This is a genomic window from Elongatibacter sediminis, assembly GCF_037892215.1.
Taxonomy (GTDB): Bacteria; Pseudomonadota; Gammaproteobacteria; order Xanthomonadales; family SZUA-36; genus Elongatibacter; species Elongatibacter sediminis.
Genome location: NZ_JAZHOG010000001.1, coordinates 392199 through 408322, shown reverse-complemented (window position 1 = coordinate 408322; position 16124 = coordinate 392199). Strand labels below are relative to the sequence as shown.

Genomic DNA, 16124 nt, shown 5'->3' with positions numbered 1-16124 from the left:
GCTTCCGTTCAGTGACGGGCTCGGGAGCGGGTTGGCCGGTAAGCCGTGATGGATTCGGAGTGGTGGTTTTCGTGGTCGCGGCATCACGGGCGCGGAGCGCGGCTGAACGCACTTACATAGAACAGCTCGCAGGCGCCGTTGCCGGTATCCTCGCGTGACAGCGAGGTTGTCCAGGTAAAGCCCGCGGAATCCCGCGCATCGACGAGAAAACCCTCGAGCCGAACCACGTCACCGGGACGCAGGTCCAGCAGTTCGTCGTGGATCCATGGCTCCGCCGGCACCATGTGCATGTTGCTGCTGTTGCGGATGATTGCCCCGTCGGGCAGGGGTGCGGGTAACGTGTAATGCGTGAAATACCATCGGTTGCCCTGGGAGATATCCATCCGGTCCAGGACCGCCTGGTCGGACATCGGGCCCCAGCCCAGCGCCAGGTCGACCGGTGCCAGATCAGCTTCCCGGCCCCAGCGGTAGCGGCGGGTGGACAGCACACGGGCGTGCACCTGGAAAGCCGCCCGGGGCTGGAGCTCAAACTCACCGAGCGTCAGTGGTGAATCGGGCGTCAGTGCCTGCTGTATCGGTGGGCGCGGCGAAAGTTGGCCGGGCGGATGGACGATTTCACGCTGCGACCACTGGCGCCATGCGAAGATCGACAGCAGGGCGAGCAGTATCCACAGGTAGCGGGGCATCGCGATGTAGCCCTAGGGCGTCATGCGCGCCGTGAAATCCCATGCGGTCATCCAGCGCGGTTCAATCCGAATGGCGACCTCCTGGTCGGCGCGTCTCAGCAGCCATTGCGCAAACGCGGATTCCCGTCCGTCGAGATAACGGTCGATCAGGAGCTCCAGTTCATGACGCCCCGCGCCCGCGTCGATGTGCGCGTCGGCCTGTCCGCGCACCCCGCGGTAGGGTGCCGACTCGGGCGCGATTTCGAATCCGCAGGCGGGGTATTCAGTCAGGTACCGGACCACGCGTGCATTGTTCTGGGTCGCACACCACAGGGCGTCGTCGTGGTAGCCGTACCACAGCGAACAAACCAGCGGCGCGCCCGAAGGCGTGATGCAGGCCAGGCGAATCGGAATGCGTTGTTCGTTCAGAAACATCTCGATCTGCGCCCGGTTCCAGGCGCTGGTATCACGAATCTCGCTCACTGACTTCTCCATGGAAGTGGGGTGGACGAAGCAGTACACACGGCAATGCCCGTTGCGCTACCATACGGAACGGCCCGGATCACCAAGCTGCGGGCATAACGTATGGTTGCATACGAAAAGGGGGTTGTCATGAACAGATTGTCCGGATACGGTCGTGTCCTCTTCGCCTGTGTGCTCGTCGCCTTCCTGGCGCGTGCCGACGCAGCCGCGCCGGCCGCTGCCGCGAAAAAGGAAATCGGTGTCGAAATTCTGCTGGACACCGATGAAACCGTCCTGGGTCAGGAATTCGAGTACCCGGCGGGGCGCGCGCGTATCACCACCGTGCTGTTGACGGTTCCGCCGCACGGGACCATACCGTTTCATCACCACCCTGTACCTCTGATGGGCTACATCATCCAGGGGGAACTGGCCGTGGAATATCCGGATGTCGGCGTGATTCATTACCGGGCGGGCGACGCGTTTGTCGAGGCGTTCGATACGCCGCACAGCGGCTTCAATGCGGGCCGTGGCGTGGTGAAAATCCTGGCGGTCTACGCCGGAGCAGAGGGGGTGCCCAACTCGGTTGACGGGGAATGAGTTGGGTGCCGGTTGACCCGGCCGTTCGTGCCGTGGCCTGCCCGGAGATTTGTGCCGTGATGGTGATGTGCCTATTCTGTGGGGTGTGGCCAGGAAGCAGACACGGATTGTCATGCGCTTAAAAGGCAGAAAAAAACAGTTGAAGTTACTGTTGCTGGTGTTGTTGCTCGGGTGCTGGGTAGCGGCTTACTTCTGGCTTCCCCACCGGACCTCGCTCGAAGGTCCGTTCGAGGCAGAACCCTTTGGTTTCGATCCGATCGGCCTGCCGGTCATGTCCCAGACCGACTTGAAAATTCTGGGGGTCACCTTTTTTGTTCTCGAGGCCAGGCAGAATCTGGGGCCGGCGCCGGGAACGGTGTTTGTGTTGCGTGGGCGTGATGGCAAGGTTCGGTGGAGCCGCCTGGGTGCTCCCGAACTGGGGCGGATCGAACTGGAGCGGCGTTCGGCTCGCTGGTTTGCACCCGGTGGATGGGTGATCGACATGAAGCCCGAATACACCGGGCAGGGCGAAATCTACGTCTCCCCGCTGGGAAATTTCCGTTTTTTCTTCCATCGCTGGTAAAGTCCGGGGCCACATTCGTTTCAGACCGCCAACCGCGTCGCAACATCATGCAGATCGGATTTCCGGTACCGAATTTTTCCCCGGGCGAACACGAGCCCTGTTTCTGCCGCAGTGGCAAAACCTTCGGCGCATGTTGCGGTTCGAAGGCCGCCGAGCGTTCGCTGCCGGCCGGTGTGCTGGTGTTCCCCGGATTCGTGGACCCCGGGGTCTGCAACAAATGGGTGCGGCGTCTGGAGCGTCAACCGCGGGAGCGGGCCACCGTCACGGACGTCAACACCTCGTCGGGCCGGGCCGCGGGATCGCGGCCGGATCCCGGGCGGGTCTGCTACGACGTGAAGCCGGGTGTGTTGCGCCGGAAAATCGACGATCACGTGCGGCAGGGATTTGTCGAAGGCGCGCAACGCTTCGGTCAGACGCCGGAATGGTTCGAGACTCCGCGGATCCTGTGTTACAAGCCGGGCGGCTTTTATCACCGCCATGCCGATAGCTGCCAGGTCGTCCGTGATCGCAATGCCTGGTACAAGGTGCGCGACCGGGATCTGAGCCTGCTGCTGTACCTGAACGAGGACTTCAAGGGCGGTGGTCTGACCTTCATCCACTTCAATTTCCACTACCGTCCACGGACCGGTGACCTGCTGGTCTTTCCGTCCGACAACCGCTACGAGCACCGCGCCGAAAAGGTGTTCGCGGGGACGCGGTACGCGGTGGTCAGCTGGGCGGCGGTGGCCGGTGCGCGGCGGGTGTTCGCGGGGCCACCCGAGGGGGTCATCCCGTTTTCGGCCTAGGCGAATTCCCGTTTGCAGCGTGCACGGCTGCACTGGCCTGGCGCCATCGTGATTGGGGTCGCGGGGATTACTCGGAAAAAATTCGCCGCCAGGTCAGATTCAACAGGGACGACGGATACGCGGGCTGGCGGGTCTCGGTGACGACGGGCGTCCAGTGCGGGTTGCCGCGCCGGGCCGCGACATGGGTGAAGGCGTAGTAGGGCTCCTGGCCCATTCTCAGGTCCGTGATCAGCAACAGGTCGCCGTCGACGCGCGCGCGATTGAATCCGCGGGCAAACCATTGCAGCCGCGACACCGCGGCCACTTCGGTTGCCGCCTGCAGCGCCGCGGTATCCGAATCGTGGCGTTGCAGGTGCAATTCCGCTTCTTCAATCAACAGGGAATCGAAGCCTTCCAGGTAACCGTCGCCGTCGAGTACCACGACCCGCCACAGCAGGGTGTTGAAATAGGTGGGTGTGGTGAAAACCGGCCGGTTGTGCAGTCCGTGCAAGGCGAGGGCCTTGTCCAGTTCCTGTTGAACCAGCGATTTGGCGACCCACGACCAGCCGATGTAGGCCGTCGACAGTACCAGTGCCGCGCCCATCACCCGTGTGGTCCGTGCTGCGCGCGGACGGAACACTGCGACCAGCACGGCGGCCAGCAGCGGCAGGGTATATAGCGGATCGATGATGAACAGCGTCGACCAGCTGACCGGTGGCGTGTCCAGTGGCCAGAACAGCTGCGTGCCGTATGCGGTGTGTGCATCGAGCAGCGGATGGCTCAGCAGCACCAGGGAGATCGCCGCGAGCCAGTGCCGCGGCGCCGAGCGCACCGGGGCCCACCAGCGACGCAACAGCAACCACAGCGAAACGGAGAAGGGCGCGAGCACGAGCAGTGAGTGGCTGAAGCCGCGATGGCGGGTGAAGTTGGCCACCGCATCGCCGTAGTCGATCAGCACGTCCAGGTCCGGCAGCGTGCCGAGCACCGCGCCGGCCGCCAGGCCAAGCCTGCGCTGTGGAGCGGGCACGCATACACCGCCAATTACAGCGCCCAGCGCGGCTTGCGTGATGGAATCCACCGGGTTCTACCGGGTGGTTCGGCCACGTGGGCCGGGAGGAGCAACGGCGAATCCGTCCGGGTGGGCGATGCTGTATCCGGCGCGGCGTGGTACCGAGATGAACGGCGCGGAAATCAGAATGACGAAGGCCACCTTCAGTCACTCGCCGAGTGATACGCAGTCGCCATTCGGGCGCCCACTCGCGCATTGCTGAGGACCAGCGCGATATTGGTCTTGAGGCTGTCGCCGCCGGTCAGCCGCTCCATGCGGGCAAGGAGAAACGGTGTCAGGACCCGGCCGCTGACTCCCTGGCGTTCGGCTTCGCGCAGGGCCAGGTCCACCGTTTTCTCCACGATTTCCGGTTCGATGGCATGTTCTTCGGGGACCGGGTTGGCCAGGAGCACGCCTCCGCCGAGGCCCAGTGACCACTTCAGGTGCAGGAATTCCGCCACCTCGGCGGGCGTGTCCAGCCGGTGATCGACGGGCAAGCCGCTGGTTCGCGAATAAAACGACGGAAGTTCGTCCGTCTGGTATCCGATCACGGGTACCCCGTGGGTTTCCAGGTACTGGGCCGTCAGGGGCAGGTCGAGAATCGCCTTGGGTCCGGAACACACCACCGCCATCGGTGTGCGTGCGAGTTCCGGCAGGTCGGCCGAGATATCCAGAGTCTGTGCCGCGCCCCGGTGCACGCCGCCGATTCCGCCGGTCGCGAAAATCCGGATGCCCGCCATGGCCGCGATGATCATCGTCGCGGCTACCGTGGTCGCGCCGGCCCGATGCTGTTGCAGCACCACGGCAATGTCGCGACGGCTGCATTTGATCGCCTTGTCGCCGAGACGCGCCAGGCGCTCGAGCTGTTCGCTGCCGAGCCCCACCCGCAGGCGGCCATCGAGTATGGCGATGGTGGCGGGCATGACGCCTTGCTCGCGGACGATGGCCTCGAGTTGACGGGCGGTATCCAGGTTCCTCGGCCACGGCAGGCCGTGACAAATCAGGGTGGACTCGAGTGCCATCACCGGATGACCGGCATCCAGTGCCTGCTGGATCTCGGGCTGGACCGCCAGCAGACGGCCAGCCGGTGACGCTGAGGGGTTCATCCGGTCGATAGTACCCCCTGCACCGGCCACCACCAAGTGCCCCAATGACGCACAGCCGCCGGTGATCGGGTAACCGGGTGGTGCTGGCCGCAGAACCCGGTCGGCCGGCGGTGACCGGACCCGTATACTGATGCCACGGAGTGGAGAGAAGCGAGGTTGTGATGAATTCGAATTACCCGGATGCGGTATCCGTAAACGAAGACGCTGGCACAGGCGAGAGCGCAACGATATCGAGGCGAGAGCTGATCACCGCCGCAGGGCTGGGATTGCCCCCCCTGGGACTCGCGGCATGTGCATCGCCGTCCGGTGCGCCGCCCCGGGCGCCCGTTACGCCGATGGATGCATCGATTTCGCGGCAGGCGCTCAGCCAGCCGGTTTATTACTCCACGGCCTCGGCCCTGGCGCGCGCCATCCGGTCCGGTGAGTTGACGTCCGAAGCGGTCGTGACCGCCTGCCTGGAGCGGATCGAAGCGGTCAACGGAATGCTCAACGCCGTCGTTCAGTTGGATGGGGAACAGGCATTGGCGCAGGCAGGGGCCGCCGACCGGGCGCTGGCGCGGGGTGATGCCGCGGGGCCGTTGCACGGGGTACCCATGACCATCAAGGATTCGCTGGATACGGCCGGCATGATCAGTACCGGCGGCACCCTGGGCCGGGCCGCGTTCGTCCCCGGCAAGGACGCCACCGTGGTGCGGCGTTTGCGCGACGCCGGTGCGGTGCTGATGGGGAAGACCAACACGCCGGAACTGACCCTGTCGTTTGATACGAACAACCGGGTTTACGGTCAGACTTTCAATCCGCACGATCTGTCCCGCTCACCCGGTGGCAGCAGCGGCGGCGCCGCGGCCATTGTCGCGGCAGGTGGATCTCCGTTCGACATCGGCAGTGATTACGGCGGCAGCATACGGTTGCCGGCCCACGTGAATGGCATCTGTGGGTTGAAGCCGACCGCAGGCCGGGTGTCGAGGAGCGGGCACATCTTTCCGTTCGGCGGCGTTCAGGATGCGTTCCAGCAATTGGGGCCGCTGGCACGAGGCGTCGAGGATCTCGCGTTGCTTCTGCGGATCATCCAGGGGCCCGACGGGATCGACCCGGGAGCACTGCCGCTGGAATCCCATGATCCCGATACGGTCGATCTGTCGGATTTGCGAGTCGCCTGGTTTGACGACAACGGCATTGCGGAGCCGACACCGGAAACCCGCGAGGCGGTGCGCGTGGCGGCCCGGTCCCTGGCGGAAGGCGGGATTCCAGTCAGTTCGGACCGGCCGGGATCCATCGGCCAGACCCTGGATGTCACCTTGCCGATCTACTTCTGGGATGGGGGTGCAAGCGTGCGCCGGTTGTTGCGCGCTTACGGCACCACCGAGCATACCCTGTCGGCGATTACCGGGAGTGAGGCGCTGACGGCGGAGCAGTTCGATGCCGCCCATGCCCGGCTGGATGCCTGGCGGAGCGAGATGTTGTCGTTCCTCGATCGCTACGATGTGCTGCTTTGCCCGGTGAACGCGCATCCGGCGTTCCGGCCGGGCGCCGGCGCGGATCCGGAGATGATGGCCTGGGCCAGCTATGCGTTCACCTTCAATGCCACCGGCTGGCCGGCGGTGGTAGTGCCGGTCTCGCGTTCGGCCGATGGGCTCCCCATCGGCATCCAGGTGGTGGCAGGACCCGGCCGGGAAGACCGGGCCCTGGCGGTTGCGGGGCGCATCGAACGGCTGGTCGGCGGGTATCAGCGCCCGTCTCTGGCCTGAAACCCCGCGCTCAATTCACGGTTGCAGGTGCTCGTTGAGGAAGTTGACGATTTTCCGGTAGCCGAAGCGTCTGCGGGTCAGGTCACCGTTGGCCCAGACGTGGCTGGCCGCCGGAAGCGGCACGAACTCGAAGTCGGCTTCGCGCGCGATCAACTTCTCGGTGAAGGCCAGGCTGTCCGAGAACATCACCACTGAATCCGCGGTGCTGTGAAGGATCATCAACGGATCCTCGATGCCGTCCGTCTGGTACAGCGCGGACATACGCTCGTAGCGTTCCGGGTAATCGGCCCCCTCGCGCTCCCCCATGACCCACATCTGTTCGGGAAACGCATGCCAGACATTGGTTGCGGGTGCATCCGCCACACCCACCGCGTACAGGTCCGATTTGCGCGAAAGCGACATCAGGGTCATCAGGCCCCCGTAGCTCCATCCCCAGATGCCAACGCGATCCGGATCGACGAAGCCCTGGCCGATCAGGTGGCGAATCCCGCTTTCCAGGTCATCGGTATCGATGCCGCCGTAGTCACCCAGCAGTCCCTGGCTGAATGCACGGCCGTGGCCCCAACTGCCGCGCACGTCCACTGCGAACACCACGTAACCGCGAGCGACCAGGTGCTGGTCCAGGCCCCAGATCGGGGTCGCAGAACCTCCGCCCCAGCGATTGCGCACGGTGTTCGGATAGATTGAGCCGACCACCAGTGGGTAGCGGTGTTCGGGATCGAAATCCGGCGGCAGCAACAGCCGGCCGACCAGTTCGGTGCCGTCCACATGGCTGTTGAACCGGGGGTAACGGACGGTGGCCCAGGGCAGGGCGTCGAACTCGTCGCCCGGTGAACGGGTTACCTGAACGCCCTCGAGTTCCGGTTCGAGCCCGTTCAGGTACAGGTCCGGCGGAGTCGTGTCGTTGGTGAAAATGACGGCGGCCCGTTCATGGCCGGGTGAATAGACCGGCTGGTGGGTTCCGCTACGCCGGCTGAGCCGTTCCGGCTCACCACCGGTCACGGCGACCCGGTACAGGTGCCGTTCGGCCGGGTGCGGCGTGTTGGCGACGTAATAGATGAGTTCCTCGTCCGGGTCGACGGAGAACGATTCGACTTCCCACTCACCCGCGGTTATGGCAACGGGTTCGGTGTCGGCGGCGGCTTTGTAGTACAGGTGATAATAGCCGTCCCGGTCCGTCAGAATGATCATGCCGCGATCGTCCGGGGCCCAGCGGGCCTGCCAGCCCGGGATCACATTGGCCGGGTCGGCGCGGGTCAGGAAGTTGCTGCGTGCGCCGGTGGCCAGGTCATAGACGTCGATGACGTGTTCCTTGATCAGGAAATCACTTTCGTTGACGAGCAGCCGTGTTCCGTCCGCGGAGATGTCGTAACCCCAGACCGGGCGCAGTTCGTCACGCCGATCCAGCCAGCGCAGAGCCCCGGAATCGACATCGACGACGCCGATGCGCCGTCGTGTGGTGGGGTCGCCGGGAAAGGCGCGCCGTACCCGCCGAATCTGTTTCTCGCCGTTGTAAACGTAGTGGATTTCGCGTTCCGGCACCGCGCCACGATCCGCCATGATGAAGACGATGCTGCGCCCGTCATCGGACCATTGGTGACTTTCGACGTATTGGTAGTCGTGTTCGGTCGGGACCAGTTGGCGTGCGGCTTCCGCGTCCGTTCCGGTGCCGCGCACCCACAAACCGCCACCGGGTTCGAATTCGAAGTAGCGGGGGCTGACGGGGCCGCCGTCGACGAAGCCAATGCGTTGTCCGCTTGGCGACCGGCTCAGCTGATGCACCGAGGCGCGTTGCGAATCGAGCGTGACCGGCTCTCCCTTGCCGTTCAATCCATGCAGTTGACCTCCGAGCACGTAGACCAGCTTCTGGCTTCCTGTCTCGCCCCAGACGACCTCGGAAATGCCGGTGTCGGTGATGCGGTCGCTGGCTGTTTCGCCATGTCGGGTCAAACGCCGTGGCGTACAGTCGGCCGCTTCGCAGACCCACAGATCATGAAACGGTCTGCCGGCGTCATTCCACAGGAACGCCAGGCGTTCTCCATCTCCGGACCAGGCCGCGGCCCGCGGGGGCGTGCCCGCGATCGACGGTACGGTGTACAGGCTGTCGAGACTGAGCGCGGTGTCATAAATCGGCGGGTCGGCCGAAACCGGTTTGGAGGGCGCCGCGGCCTGCCCGGCCGGGTCGGCCGAATTCGGCTCGCCGGCGGGCTGGCATGCGGTCAGGGCGGCGTAAACAACGCCGATGAAGCTTGCTCGGATCAGGGGCCGCGTAATCATCGGCGGTCAGAACGTGTAGGTCACGGTCGCACCGAACTGGCGCGGCGGGCCGTACAGGATTCCGGCCGGCAGGAAGTCGGAACCGGGGCCGAAGACTTCAGACTTGTAGACCTCGTCGGTCAGGTTTTCGATCCACAGCGAGACTTCCCAGTCGGGGTTGGGCAAACGCATGCCGACGCGGGCATTGAGCAGCCAGTACGAGCCTTCGGTTGCCCCGATCTGGTTCGCCAGGATGAAATCCATCTTGCTGTTGTAACTGAAGTCGAGTTGCGCGAAAGGCTCGTAGCCGCCAATGGACTGGGGCGCATCGAAACGTACCGAGCCCCGCGCCATGACGTCCGGTGAACGGATCATATTGTCGCCTTCGTAATCTCCGCTGCGGATTTCGGCATCCATCCAGTTCACTCCCGCATTGAACGACAGTGACTCGGTGGCGAACCAGCGTACATCCACTTCGGTGCCGATGACCCGGGCCTGGCCGGCGTTTGCGAGCACGATCAGCCTGAGGCCCTCACGCTCGACTGCGGTCTGGGCCTGAAAATCCTCGAAGTCGTAGTAGTACACCGCGGTGTTGAACTGCAGGTCGCCATCGAGCAGCACGGACTTGAAGCCGGCCTCGTAGGCGGTGAGCGTTTCCTCGTTGAAGGGCTGAAGCTGAGGAACCGAGAAAGCGATCGAGGCCGGGAAGCCCTTGCCGCGGAAACCCGTGCTGATGTTGCCGTACCAGAGCCAGTTGTCGTTGGGCCGGAAATTCACACCCAGGCGCCAGGTAGCTTCATCGGAGCTCACCTTCTCGCGATATTCCGGAACGATCTGCGGCGCGGCGCCGACCATCTGGCCGGTGAAGTGGAACGAACGGTCCTCGGATGTGAATCTCAGGCCGCCGACCAGTTGTACCTGGTCGTTGAGGCTCCACTCGACCTGGCCGAAGGCCGCGATGACGTCGGTTTTCTGCGTGAAACCGTCATTGAAGATCGCCGAGAAGAACTTGTGTTCGGCGAGGTTCTGGATATTGTAGTTTTCGATGTCCTCATTGGAATAAAACAGACCGGCGACCCAGTACAGATCGTCCCATGAGCTGTCCGAGGCGATCCGCAGTTCCTGGGTGAAAACATCCATTTCCTGGTCGAATTCGCCGCCGATGGTGATGAAGGGGCCGCCTTGCTGGCCGAAACCGGACACCCGGTCGAAGGTGCGGTAGCCGGTGACCGAGGTGACATGGAATCGGCCCGGGCTCCAGTTGAGGGTATTGGTGAGGCCCAGGGCTTCCGAGTCGACCTGGCTGCCCATGTGGAAGTTCTTGATCGTGGTGCGCGGATCCGGATTGGGATCGGATACCGTGACCAGATCACCGCGATTGCCGGGGTCCTGAATGAAAAGGTCCCGGCCGGCGAAGTTGACCGGTATTCGCGGGGCGGTCCGGGAATCATAGGCGAATGAAACGCAGTCGTTGTCATTGCGGATGCCTGTGAAAACGAACGAGCAGAACTCCGCAGGATTGTCGCGGCTGAGATTGCCGGCATGCTTGAAGGCGTAGACCTGGGAGTCGTCGCGTCCGGCGTCGAGTATGAACAGGTTTTCAACCGAGTCCGACGGGGTAAACAGGGCCGAGATGCGAATGGCCTTGCGGTCGACATCGCCGTTGCGGCGCACCGGGTCGGCAAAACTCGGGTCGGTGTCCAGTACATAGTCGGTCAGGTCAATGGTTTGCCAGCCGTCTTCCTGAGCGACCACTCCGGCGAAACGCATGGAGAAACGATCGCTGATCGGAATGGTGATGCCGCCTTCGAGGTCGATCCGGTCGCGCTCCCCGTAGGATGCGGTGAAATAGCCCTCCCGTTCCGGTCCGGGCCGTGTCGATATGAAATTCACCGCGCCAGCCGTTGAGTTGCGGCCGTACAGGGTGCCCTGCGGGCCTTTCAACACCTCCACCCGTTCCTGGTCGAATAACACGTGGCCCACCATCGCATTGAAGGGCACCGAGACGCCGTCCACGTAGAGTGGGGCGGCCGGGTTCTGGTTCGGTGACGAGTCGTTGGTGCCGATGCCGCGCAAGGTGAATTCCGGGTCCGACTGGTTGACCGAGCTGCGGTTCATGAACAGTCCCGGTGTAATGCGCGCCAGGTCGGCTGGCGTCGATACACGCAGTTCGCGAAGTGAGTCACCGTCGAATGCGCTGATTGAGATGGGTACGTCCTGCAACCGTTCTTCACGGTACTGGGCGGTAACAATGACTTCTTCCAGCAATGGGTCAGCGGCCTGATCCTGGGCCGCGACGGGTGCCGGGAGGCCTGTCAGGCACATCAGTGCGATTGCAGCCGTACGTATTCGTATGGACGGAAAGGCCAGCGATGGACACGGCGGATGGCTCTTCAAGAACAGTCCAGGCGATTGTTCGCTTTGGGAATGAAGCGTGGGTTGGTTCTCGGGGGGCGTGCGCATGTCAGAGTCCTCAGGTGCATTAATGGCAGAGTCAATACGTACTGGTTTTAGTGTGCGCAAATTTATGTGATTATTGTTAGAAGCAGCTTTGGTATACGCGATCGTTTCCTGTTTTGCAAGTGAGGTTCGTGCCAGTCGGGAGCGCGTCTTGCCGATACGATGTAGTACGGAGACAGGAGGTTTCGGCTGGTGTTTTTGATGGGGCAGACCCTTCCCTGACCGATGGGTCTGCCGTCAGGTTCTTTCTGATGGGCGGCTTTTGAGCCTGGCTTTTGTAGGTGAATGGACTGCCGAATCAGTACGAAAAGGTCTGGTGCGGGAGAGGTTGTATTGCAGTGAAAGCAATGAATTTTGCTGTCAGGCCTGAGGCCAGCCGGTGGATGGGGCTTCGGCGTGTGTTCAGTGAAAAGGTTGCAAGGAGTGTTTGCGGTCGGCAGTTTTCCAGGCCGGTACATGAGCCGCGGCATGCGGGGCGGCCGGGCGTGTATTGCGGGTTCGTTGTGAACAGGCGATTCATGACAGCCGGCCGGACGGGGAGCCTCACGCCGGGCTTGCGCCGGCAGGCCAGATGACTTAATTTGCGTGGTTGTAACCATATTCACACGAATATGCGTATCAGCGTTTATTAGTCCAAAAAGGCACTTGTGGAGAAAATGATGACTGCCCGACCTGAAGACCACACACCAACGGCCGTTTCAAGCGGAAAATCCACTCCAGCTTCGGGCCTTGTGTCCGGAAAACGGAATTTGCTCCAGCGTGCCATCGCACTCGGCCTGATGGCGGCTGTTATGACTCCTGCCGTGGAGGCTGCGGACGGTGCTCTCGAGGAAGTCATCGTCACGGCTCAGAAGCGCGAGCAGAACCTGCAGGACATTTCCCTGTCGGTTTCGGTGCTGTCAGAGACGCAGTTGCGCAATTTGCGCGTCGAAACGCCAGCGGACATCGCGAATTTCACCCCGGGACTGTTCGCCACGACCGGAAACTCGGGCGACCCGATTTTCGCCATACGCGGCATCGGCATGAATAATGGTGAAAGCAACCAGAACCCCGCGGTCACCCCGTATATCGACGAGGTGGCTTTGCCGTCCAACGCCATGCTGGGATTCCAGTTGTTCGATCTGGAGCGGGTGGAAGTGTTGAAAGGCCCGCAGGGCACCCTGTACGGACGCAACGTGACCGGTGGCGCGATCAATTTCATCACCCGCAAGGCCAGTCAGGAATTCGATGCCTACGCGCGTATGAATTACGGCCGTTATGACCTGGTCGAGATCGAGGGCGCGGTGGGTGGTGCGGTCACCGATAACCTGGCGCTGCGTGTGGCCGGCAAATCCACGACACGGGATGGCTGGCAGACCCTGATTCTCGGGCCGGACGTGGGCGAGGGTGTTGACAGCGACAACGGCGCCATCGATCGGCAGGCCCTGAGGGCATCGGCCCTGTGGACCCCGAGCGACAATTTCGAATTGCTTTTCGTCGCCGATGTCAGCAACAACGACTCCGAAGTGCTGGGCTATGAACACGCCGGCAATGTACTGCAGGACGGCTCGGGGCTGTGCTCCTATCCGGCCACCGGTATCCGCAACGAGACGGAATGCGCGTCGTTTGCGATCTGGCGCTCTTCGGTTGGTGGCGATCCCGTCACCGGTGAGCGTGAACTCATTTCGGATCCCGATACCGGGCCGCGGGAAGTTTTCGCCAGTTTCTCCTTCGGCAATCGGGACCGGGTGGATTCCTACGGTTTCAACAACACCATGACCTGGGACCTGGGTTCGGTCCTTCTGACTTCGGTCACCGGCTACCGGGAATTCGAGCGCGAAGTCGGCGGCGACAACGGTTCGCCGTTTATCGTCAGTGACACATTCCGGGCCCAGGACATCGACCTGTTCACCCAGGAATTGCGGCTGGCTTCCAATACCGGTGACAGCCCATTGAGCTGGGTGCTGGGCGCGTACTACAGCGAAGACGAAATCTTCGACGACGTCCTGTTCAATTTCCGCGACCATGCATCGTTTTCGGGCCTGTTCGATTCGACGTTCCTGCAGGAAACGCGGGACATCGCCCTGTTCGGTCAGGCGGAATACCAGCTTGATGAGCGCTGGACCCTGATTGGCGGCTTGCGCTACACGGATGAGGAGCGCGAGTTCACTTACGGCGGCCATGTGACAGGTACCGGTGCTCCGGTACCCATCCCGTTTTTCAATGACAAAGTCAGTGTCAACGAAACGACCGGCAAGGTCGGCGTGGATTTTCGGCCGAATGACGACCTGCTGCTGTACGCTTCCGTCAGCCGCGGTTTCAAGGGCCCGGGTTTTCCGGCCACAATTGCATTTTCGATCCCACAATTGGCGCCGTTCGAGTCGGAGAAGCTGACGTCGTATGAATTTGGCCTGAAATCGACCCTGGCCAACAACTCGCTGGTGTTCAACGCGGCGGCCTATTACTACGACTGGGAGGACATGCAGGCCACCACGGCCGTTACCCGCGAAGGTATTCGCCTGATCGTTCTGGCCAATGCCGGTGACGCCCGCGTCTACGGCGTGGAAGCAGAAGCATCCTGGTTCCCGACCGAGGAATTCTCGGTCCGGGCCGGCATGAACCTGATGGACGCTGAAATCACCAGTGGTGAATTCGACGGCGATACGCCGGTGCAAACGCCGAAGTTTTCCTCTTCGCTGATCGCCAGTTACCAGGCCGCCAATCCGGTGGGCTCGGTGCTGCCTTTCGTCGAGGTGGATTACAGCTACCGCAGCAAGGTCGAGCTGGCGCTGGCCAACAACCCGGCCGAGTTTCAGGACGGTTATGGCCTCCTGGGACTGCGGGCCGGGGTGAAGTCCACCGACGAGCGCTGGGAATTCTCGGCCTGGGTGCGTAACCTCACCGACGAGTTGTACAAGGCGAGTTCCTTCGGCGCCGGTTCGACTTTCCTGCCGGGACGCATCGTTTACGCGGAGCCGCGTACCTACGGCGTAAGCCTGGGTTTCACATTCTGATCCCGGTGTCGAGCGCCGCCATCCCCATCATTGTTCAGATCGGAGAAGTCACATGACTCAATCACGGAGACTTTCATCCTGGAGACGGATAGGCGCGGTCGCGGCGCTGGCCATGGTTTGGCTGGTCTGTCCGCTGATGCTCGCCGCCGCCGAACTGCCCGAGGGATGGCGAACCACCGACGATACGCGGCGGGTTCCGCTGCCGCCGCGGGATGACTCGCAGGATCCGGTGCTGGTTATTGACGGCGGCACCCTGATCGACGGTACCGGCGGGAAGCCGGTGCCGGATTCGCGGGTCGTCATACGTGGCACACACATTGTCGCGGCCGGCGCGCGGGACGAGGTTCCGATGCCGGACCGGGTCGATGCGGAAGTGGATGCCGGCGGTCTGTTCGTGGTGCCGGGCCTGATCGACCTGCACATCCATTTCACCCAGCAACGTGGTGATGATTTCGGCCGCTACCGGGACTCGGCCGCGGCCGCCGCCATTCGTGGCACCCTGCTGGCCAAACAGCTCATCGATGCCGGAATCACTGCGGTGCGTGATGTCGGAACCAGCGACGACGTCGCCCTGCGCATCAAGGAAGCCGTGCACCGGGGCATGATCGACGGCCCCCGGGTGTTGTGGAGCGGGCGCATGATCAGTTCCCGCGGTGGTCACGGCAACGAAATCACCTCCACGGCGACCGGGCGACCCAAGAGCCTGGAGGACGGCGCGCGCAAGCGGGTGGCGAATGGCCCCTGGGACTGGCGCCTGGCGGTACGTGAACAGCTTCGCATGCACGCCGACTGGATCAAGATCACCGCGCCGTATACCCGCGAAGAGGTGCAGGCGGCCGCCGACGAGGCGCACATGCACGGATTCCGGGTCGCGGTGGACTCCTTTGGCAAATATACAGCCTGGGCGTCGGAAGCCGGTATCGACACCATTGAACACCCTCTGAAACTCGACTCCGACATTATTGATGTGATGGCGGATAACGGTACGGCCTTCGTTCCCACGATCACCGCGTTTTACAACGTGCTGACCACCGGCTACCCAACAGCGGGTATTTCCGGAGGCGGGTTCTTCCATACCCACTCGCGGCGTTTTCCAACCAATCACGAGCAACACATTCAAATGGTGAGGGAAGCGCACGAAGCCGGTGTGCCCATCGGCGTGGGTACGGATATTCCGTTCGAAAACGAACGGCGCTATCCAGGCTCCTATCATCGAGAGCTCGGGTTTCTCAAGGATGCCGGCATGAGTGATGAAGAAGTGCTGGCCGCGGCGACCCGGGTGGGCGCGGACATCCTCGGCCTTCCCGACAAGCTGGGCACCGTGGAGGACGGCAAACTGGCCGACATTCTGATCGTCGGCGCTGATCCCCTGGACGACATACAGAACCTGCGTGACGTGCGTCACGTGATCGCCAACGGCCGCAAAATCCGCTGATGCGCGGAATGGCACGCCGTTCAAACCG

12 protein-coding genes are annotated in these 16124 nt (G+C 62.9%); 6 read left to right on the top strand and 6 right to left on the bottom strand.

Features of this window, described 5'->3' with window-relative positions; genetic code table 11:
• Positions 1-83: 83 nt before the first annotated feature.
• Positions 84-686 carry a hypothetical protein gene (locus V3330_RS01585; RefSeq protein ID WP_354693625.1) on the bottom strand — a complete coding sequence of 201 codons (603 nt, stop codon included), beginning with the start codon at positions 684-686 and terminating at the stop codon, positions 84-86.
• A gap of 12 nt (positions 687-698) precedes the next feature.
• A complete protein-coding gene (locus V3330_RS01580; RefSeq protein WP_354693624.1) occupies positions 699-1148 on the bottom strand; it encodes a pyridoxamine 5'-phosphate oxidase family protein in 450 nt (149 codons plus the stop codon).
• Positions 1149-1277: 129 nt separating this feature from the next.
• Here V3330_RS01580 and V3330_RS01575 point away from each other — a divergent pair, with 129 nt between their 5' ends.
• The 3 genes from V3330_RS01575 to V3330_RS01565 all read left to right on the top strand — a co-directional run bounded on the left by V3330_RS01575 (position 1278) and on the right by V3330_RS01565 (position 3071).
• Positions 1278-1724 (top strand): cupin domain-containing protein, encoded by a 447-nt coding sequence (locus V3330_RS01575; RefSeq protein ID WP_354693623.1) that lies wholly within the window; start codon positions 1278-1280, stop codon positions 1722-1724.
• A gap of 139 nt (positions 1725-1863) precedes the next feature.
• The gene (locus tag V3330_RS01570) at positions 1864-2286 is read left to right on the top strand and encodes a hypothetical protein (protein ID WP_354693622.1); all 423 of its coding nucleotides are present in this window, start codon (positions 1864-1866) and stop codon (positions 2284-2286) included.
• 47 nt (positions 2287-2333) lie between these two features.
• Positions 2334-3071, top strand: coding sequence for a prolyl hydroxylase family protein (locus tag V3330_RS01565; protein ID WP_354693621.1), 738 nt, complete (start codon positions 2334-2336; stop codon positions 3069-3071).
• A gap of 67 nt (positions 3072-3138) precedes the next feature.
• Here V3330_RS01565 and V3330_RS01560 read toward each other — a convergent pair whose 3' ends face one another.
• Both V3330_RS01560 and V3330_RS01555 read right to left on the bottom strand, forming a co-directional pair.
• Positions 3139-4128, bottom strand: coding sequence for a metal-dependent hydrolase (locus V3330_RS01560; RefSeq protein ID WP_354693620.1), 990 nt, complete (start codon positions 4126-4128; stop codon positions 3139-3141).
• 134 nt (positions 4129-4262) lie between these two features.
• Positions 4263-5204 carry a pseudouridine-5'-phosphate glycosidase gene (locus V3330_RS01555; RefSeq protein WP_354693619.1) on the bottom strand — a complete coding sequence of 314 codons (942 nt, stop codon included), beginning with the start codon at positions 5202-5204 and terminating at the stop codon, positions 4263-4265.
• 161 nt (positions 5205-5365) lie between these two features.
• Here V3330_RS01555 and V3330_RS01550 point away from each other — a divergent pair, with 161 nt between their 5' ends.
• Positions 5366-6952, top strand: a complete 1587-nt coding sequence (locus V3330_RS01550) for an amidase (RefSeq protein WP_354693618.1) — start codon at positions 5366-5368, stop codon at positions 6950-6952.
• Positions 6953-6967: 15 nt separating this feature from the next.
• Here V3330_RS01550 and V3330_RS01545 read toward each other — a convergent pair whose 3' ends face one another.
• Together V3330_RS01545 and V3330_RS01540 are read right to left on the bottom strand one after the other, a co-directional pair.
• Complete coding sequence (locus V3330_RS01545) at positions 6968-9229, bottom strand: S9 family peptidase (protein WP_354693617.1); 2262 nt, start codon at positions 9227-9229, stop codon at positions 6968-6970.
• A gap of 6 nt (positions 9230-9235) precedes the next feature.
• On the bottom strand, positions 9236-11671 hold the full coding sequence (locus V3330_RS01540) for a TonB-dependent receptor (protein ID WP_354693616.1): 2436 nt from the start codon (positions 11669-11671) through the stop codon (positions 9236-9238).
• A 746-nt stretch (positions 11672-12417) separates the two neighbouring features.
• Here V3330_RS01540 and V3330_RS01535 point away from each other — a divergent pair.
• Both V3330_RS01535 and V3330_RS01530 read left to right on the top strand, forming a co-directional pair.
• Positions 12418-14661, top strand: coding sequence for a TonB-dependent receptor (locus V3330_RS01535; protein ID WP_354693615.1), 2244 nt, complete (start codon positions 12418-12420; stop codon positions 14659-14661).
• Positions 14662-14713: 52 nt separating this feature from the next.
• On the top strand, positions 14714-16096 hold the full coding sequence (locus V3330_RS01530; RefSeq protein WP_354693614.1) for an amidohydrolase family protein: 1383 nt from the start codon (positions 14714-14716) through the stop codon (positions 16094-16096).
• Positions 16097-16124: the final 28 nt, after the last annotated feature.

Coding starts and splice junctions, on each gene's coding strand:
- V3330_RS01585 (WP_354693625.1), bottom strand. CDS start 686: ATGCCCCGCTACCTGTGGATACTGCTCGCCCTGCTGTCGATCTTCGCA.
- V3330_RS01575 (WP_354693623.1), top strand. CDS start 1,278: ATGAACAGATTGTCCGGATACGGTCGTGTCCTCTTCGCCTGTGTGCTC.
- V3330_RS01565 (WP_354693621.1), top strand. CDS start 2,334: ATGCAGATCGGATTTCCGGTACCGAATTTTTCCCCGGGCGAACACGAG.
- V3330_RS01555 (WP_354693619.1), bottom strand. CDS start 5,204: ATGAACCCCTCAGCGTCACCGGCTGGCCGTCTGCTGGCGGTCCAGCCC.
- V3330_RS01550 (WP_354693618.1), top strand. CDS start 5,366: ATGAATTCGAATTACCCGGATGCGGTATCCGTAAACGAAGACGCTGGC.
- V3330_RS01545 (WP_354693617.1), bottom strand. CDS start 9,229: ATGATTACGCGGCCCCTGATCCGAGCAAGCTTCATCGGCGTTGTTTAC.
- V3330_RS01540 (WP_354693616.1), bottom strand. CDS start 11,671: ATGCGCACGCCCCCCGAGAACCAACCCACGCTTCATTCCCAAAGCGAA.
- V3330_RS01530 (WP_354693614.1), top strand. CDS start 14,714: ATGACTCAATCACGGAGACTTTCATCCTGGAGACGGATAGGCGCGGTC.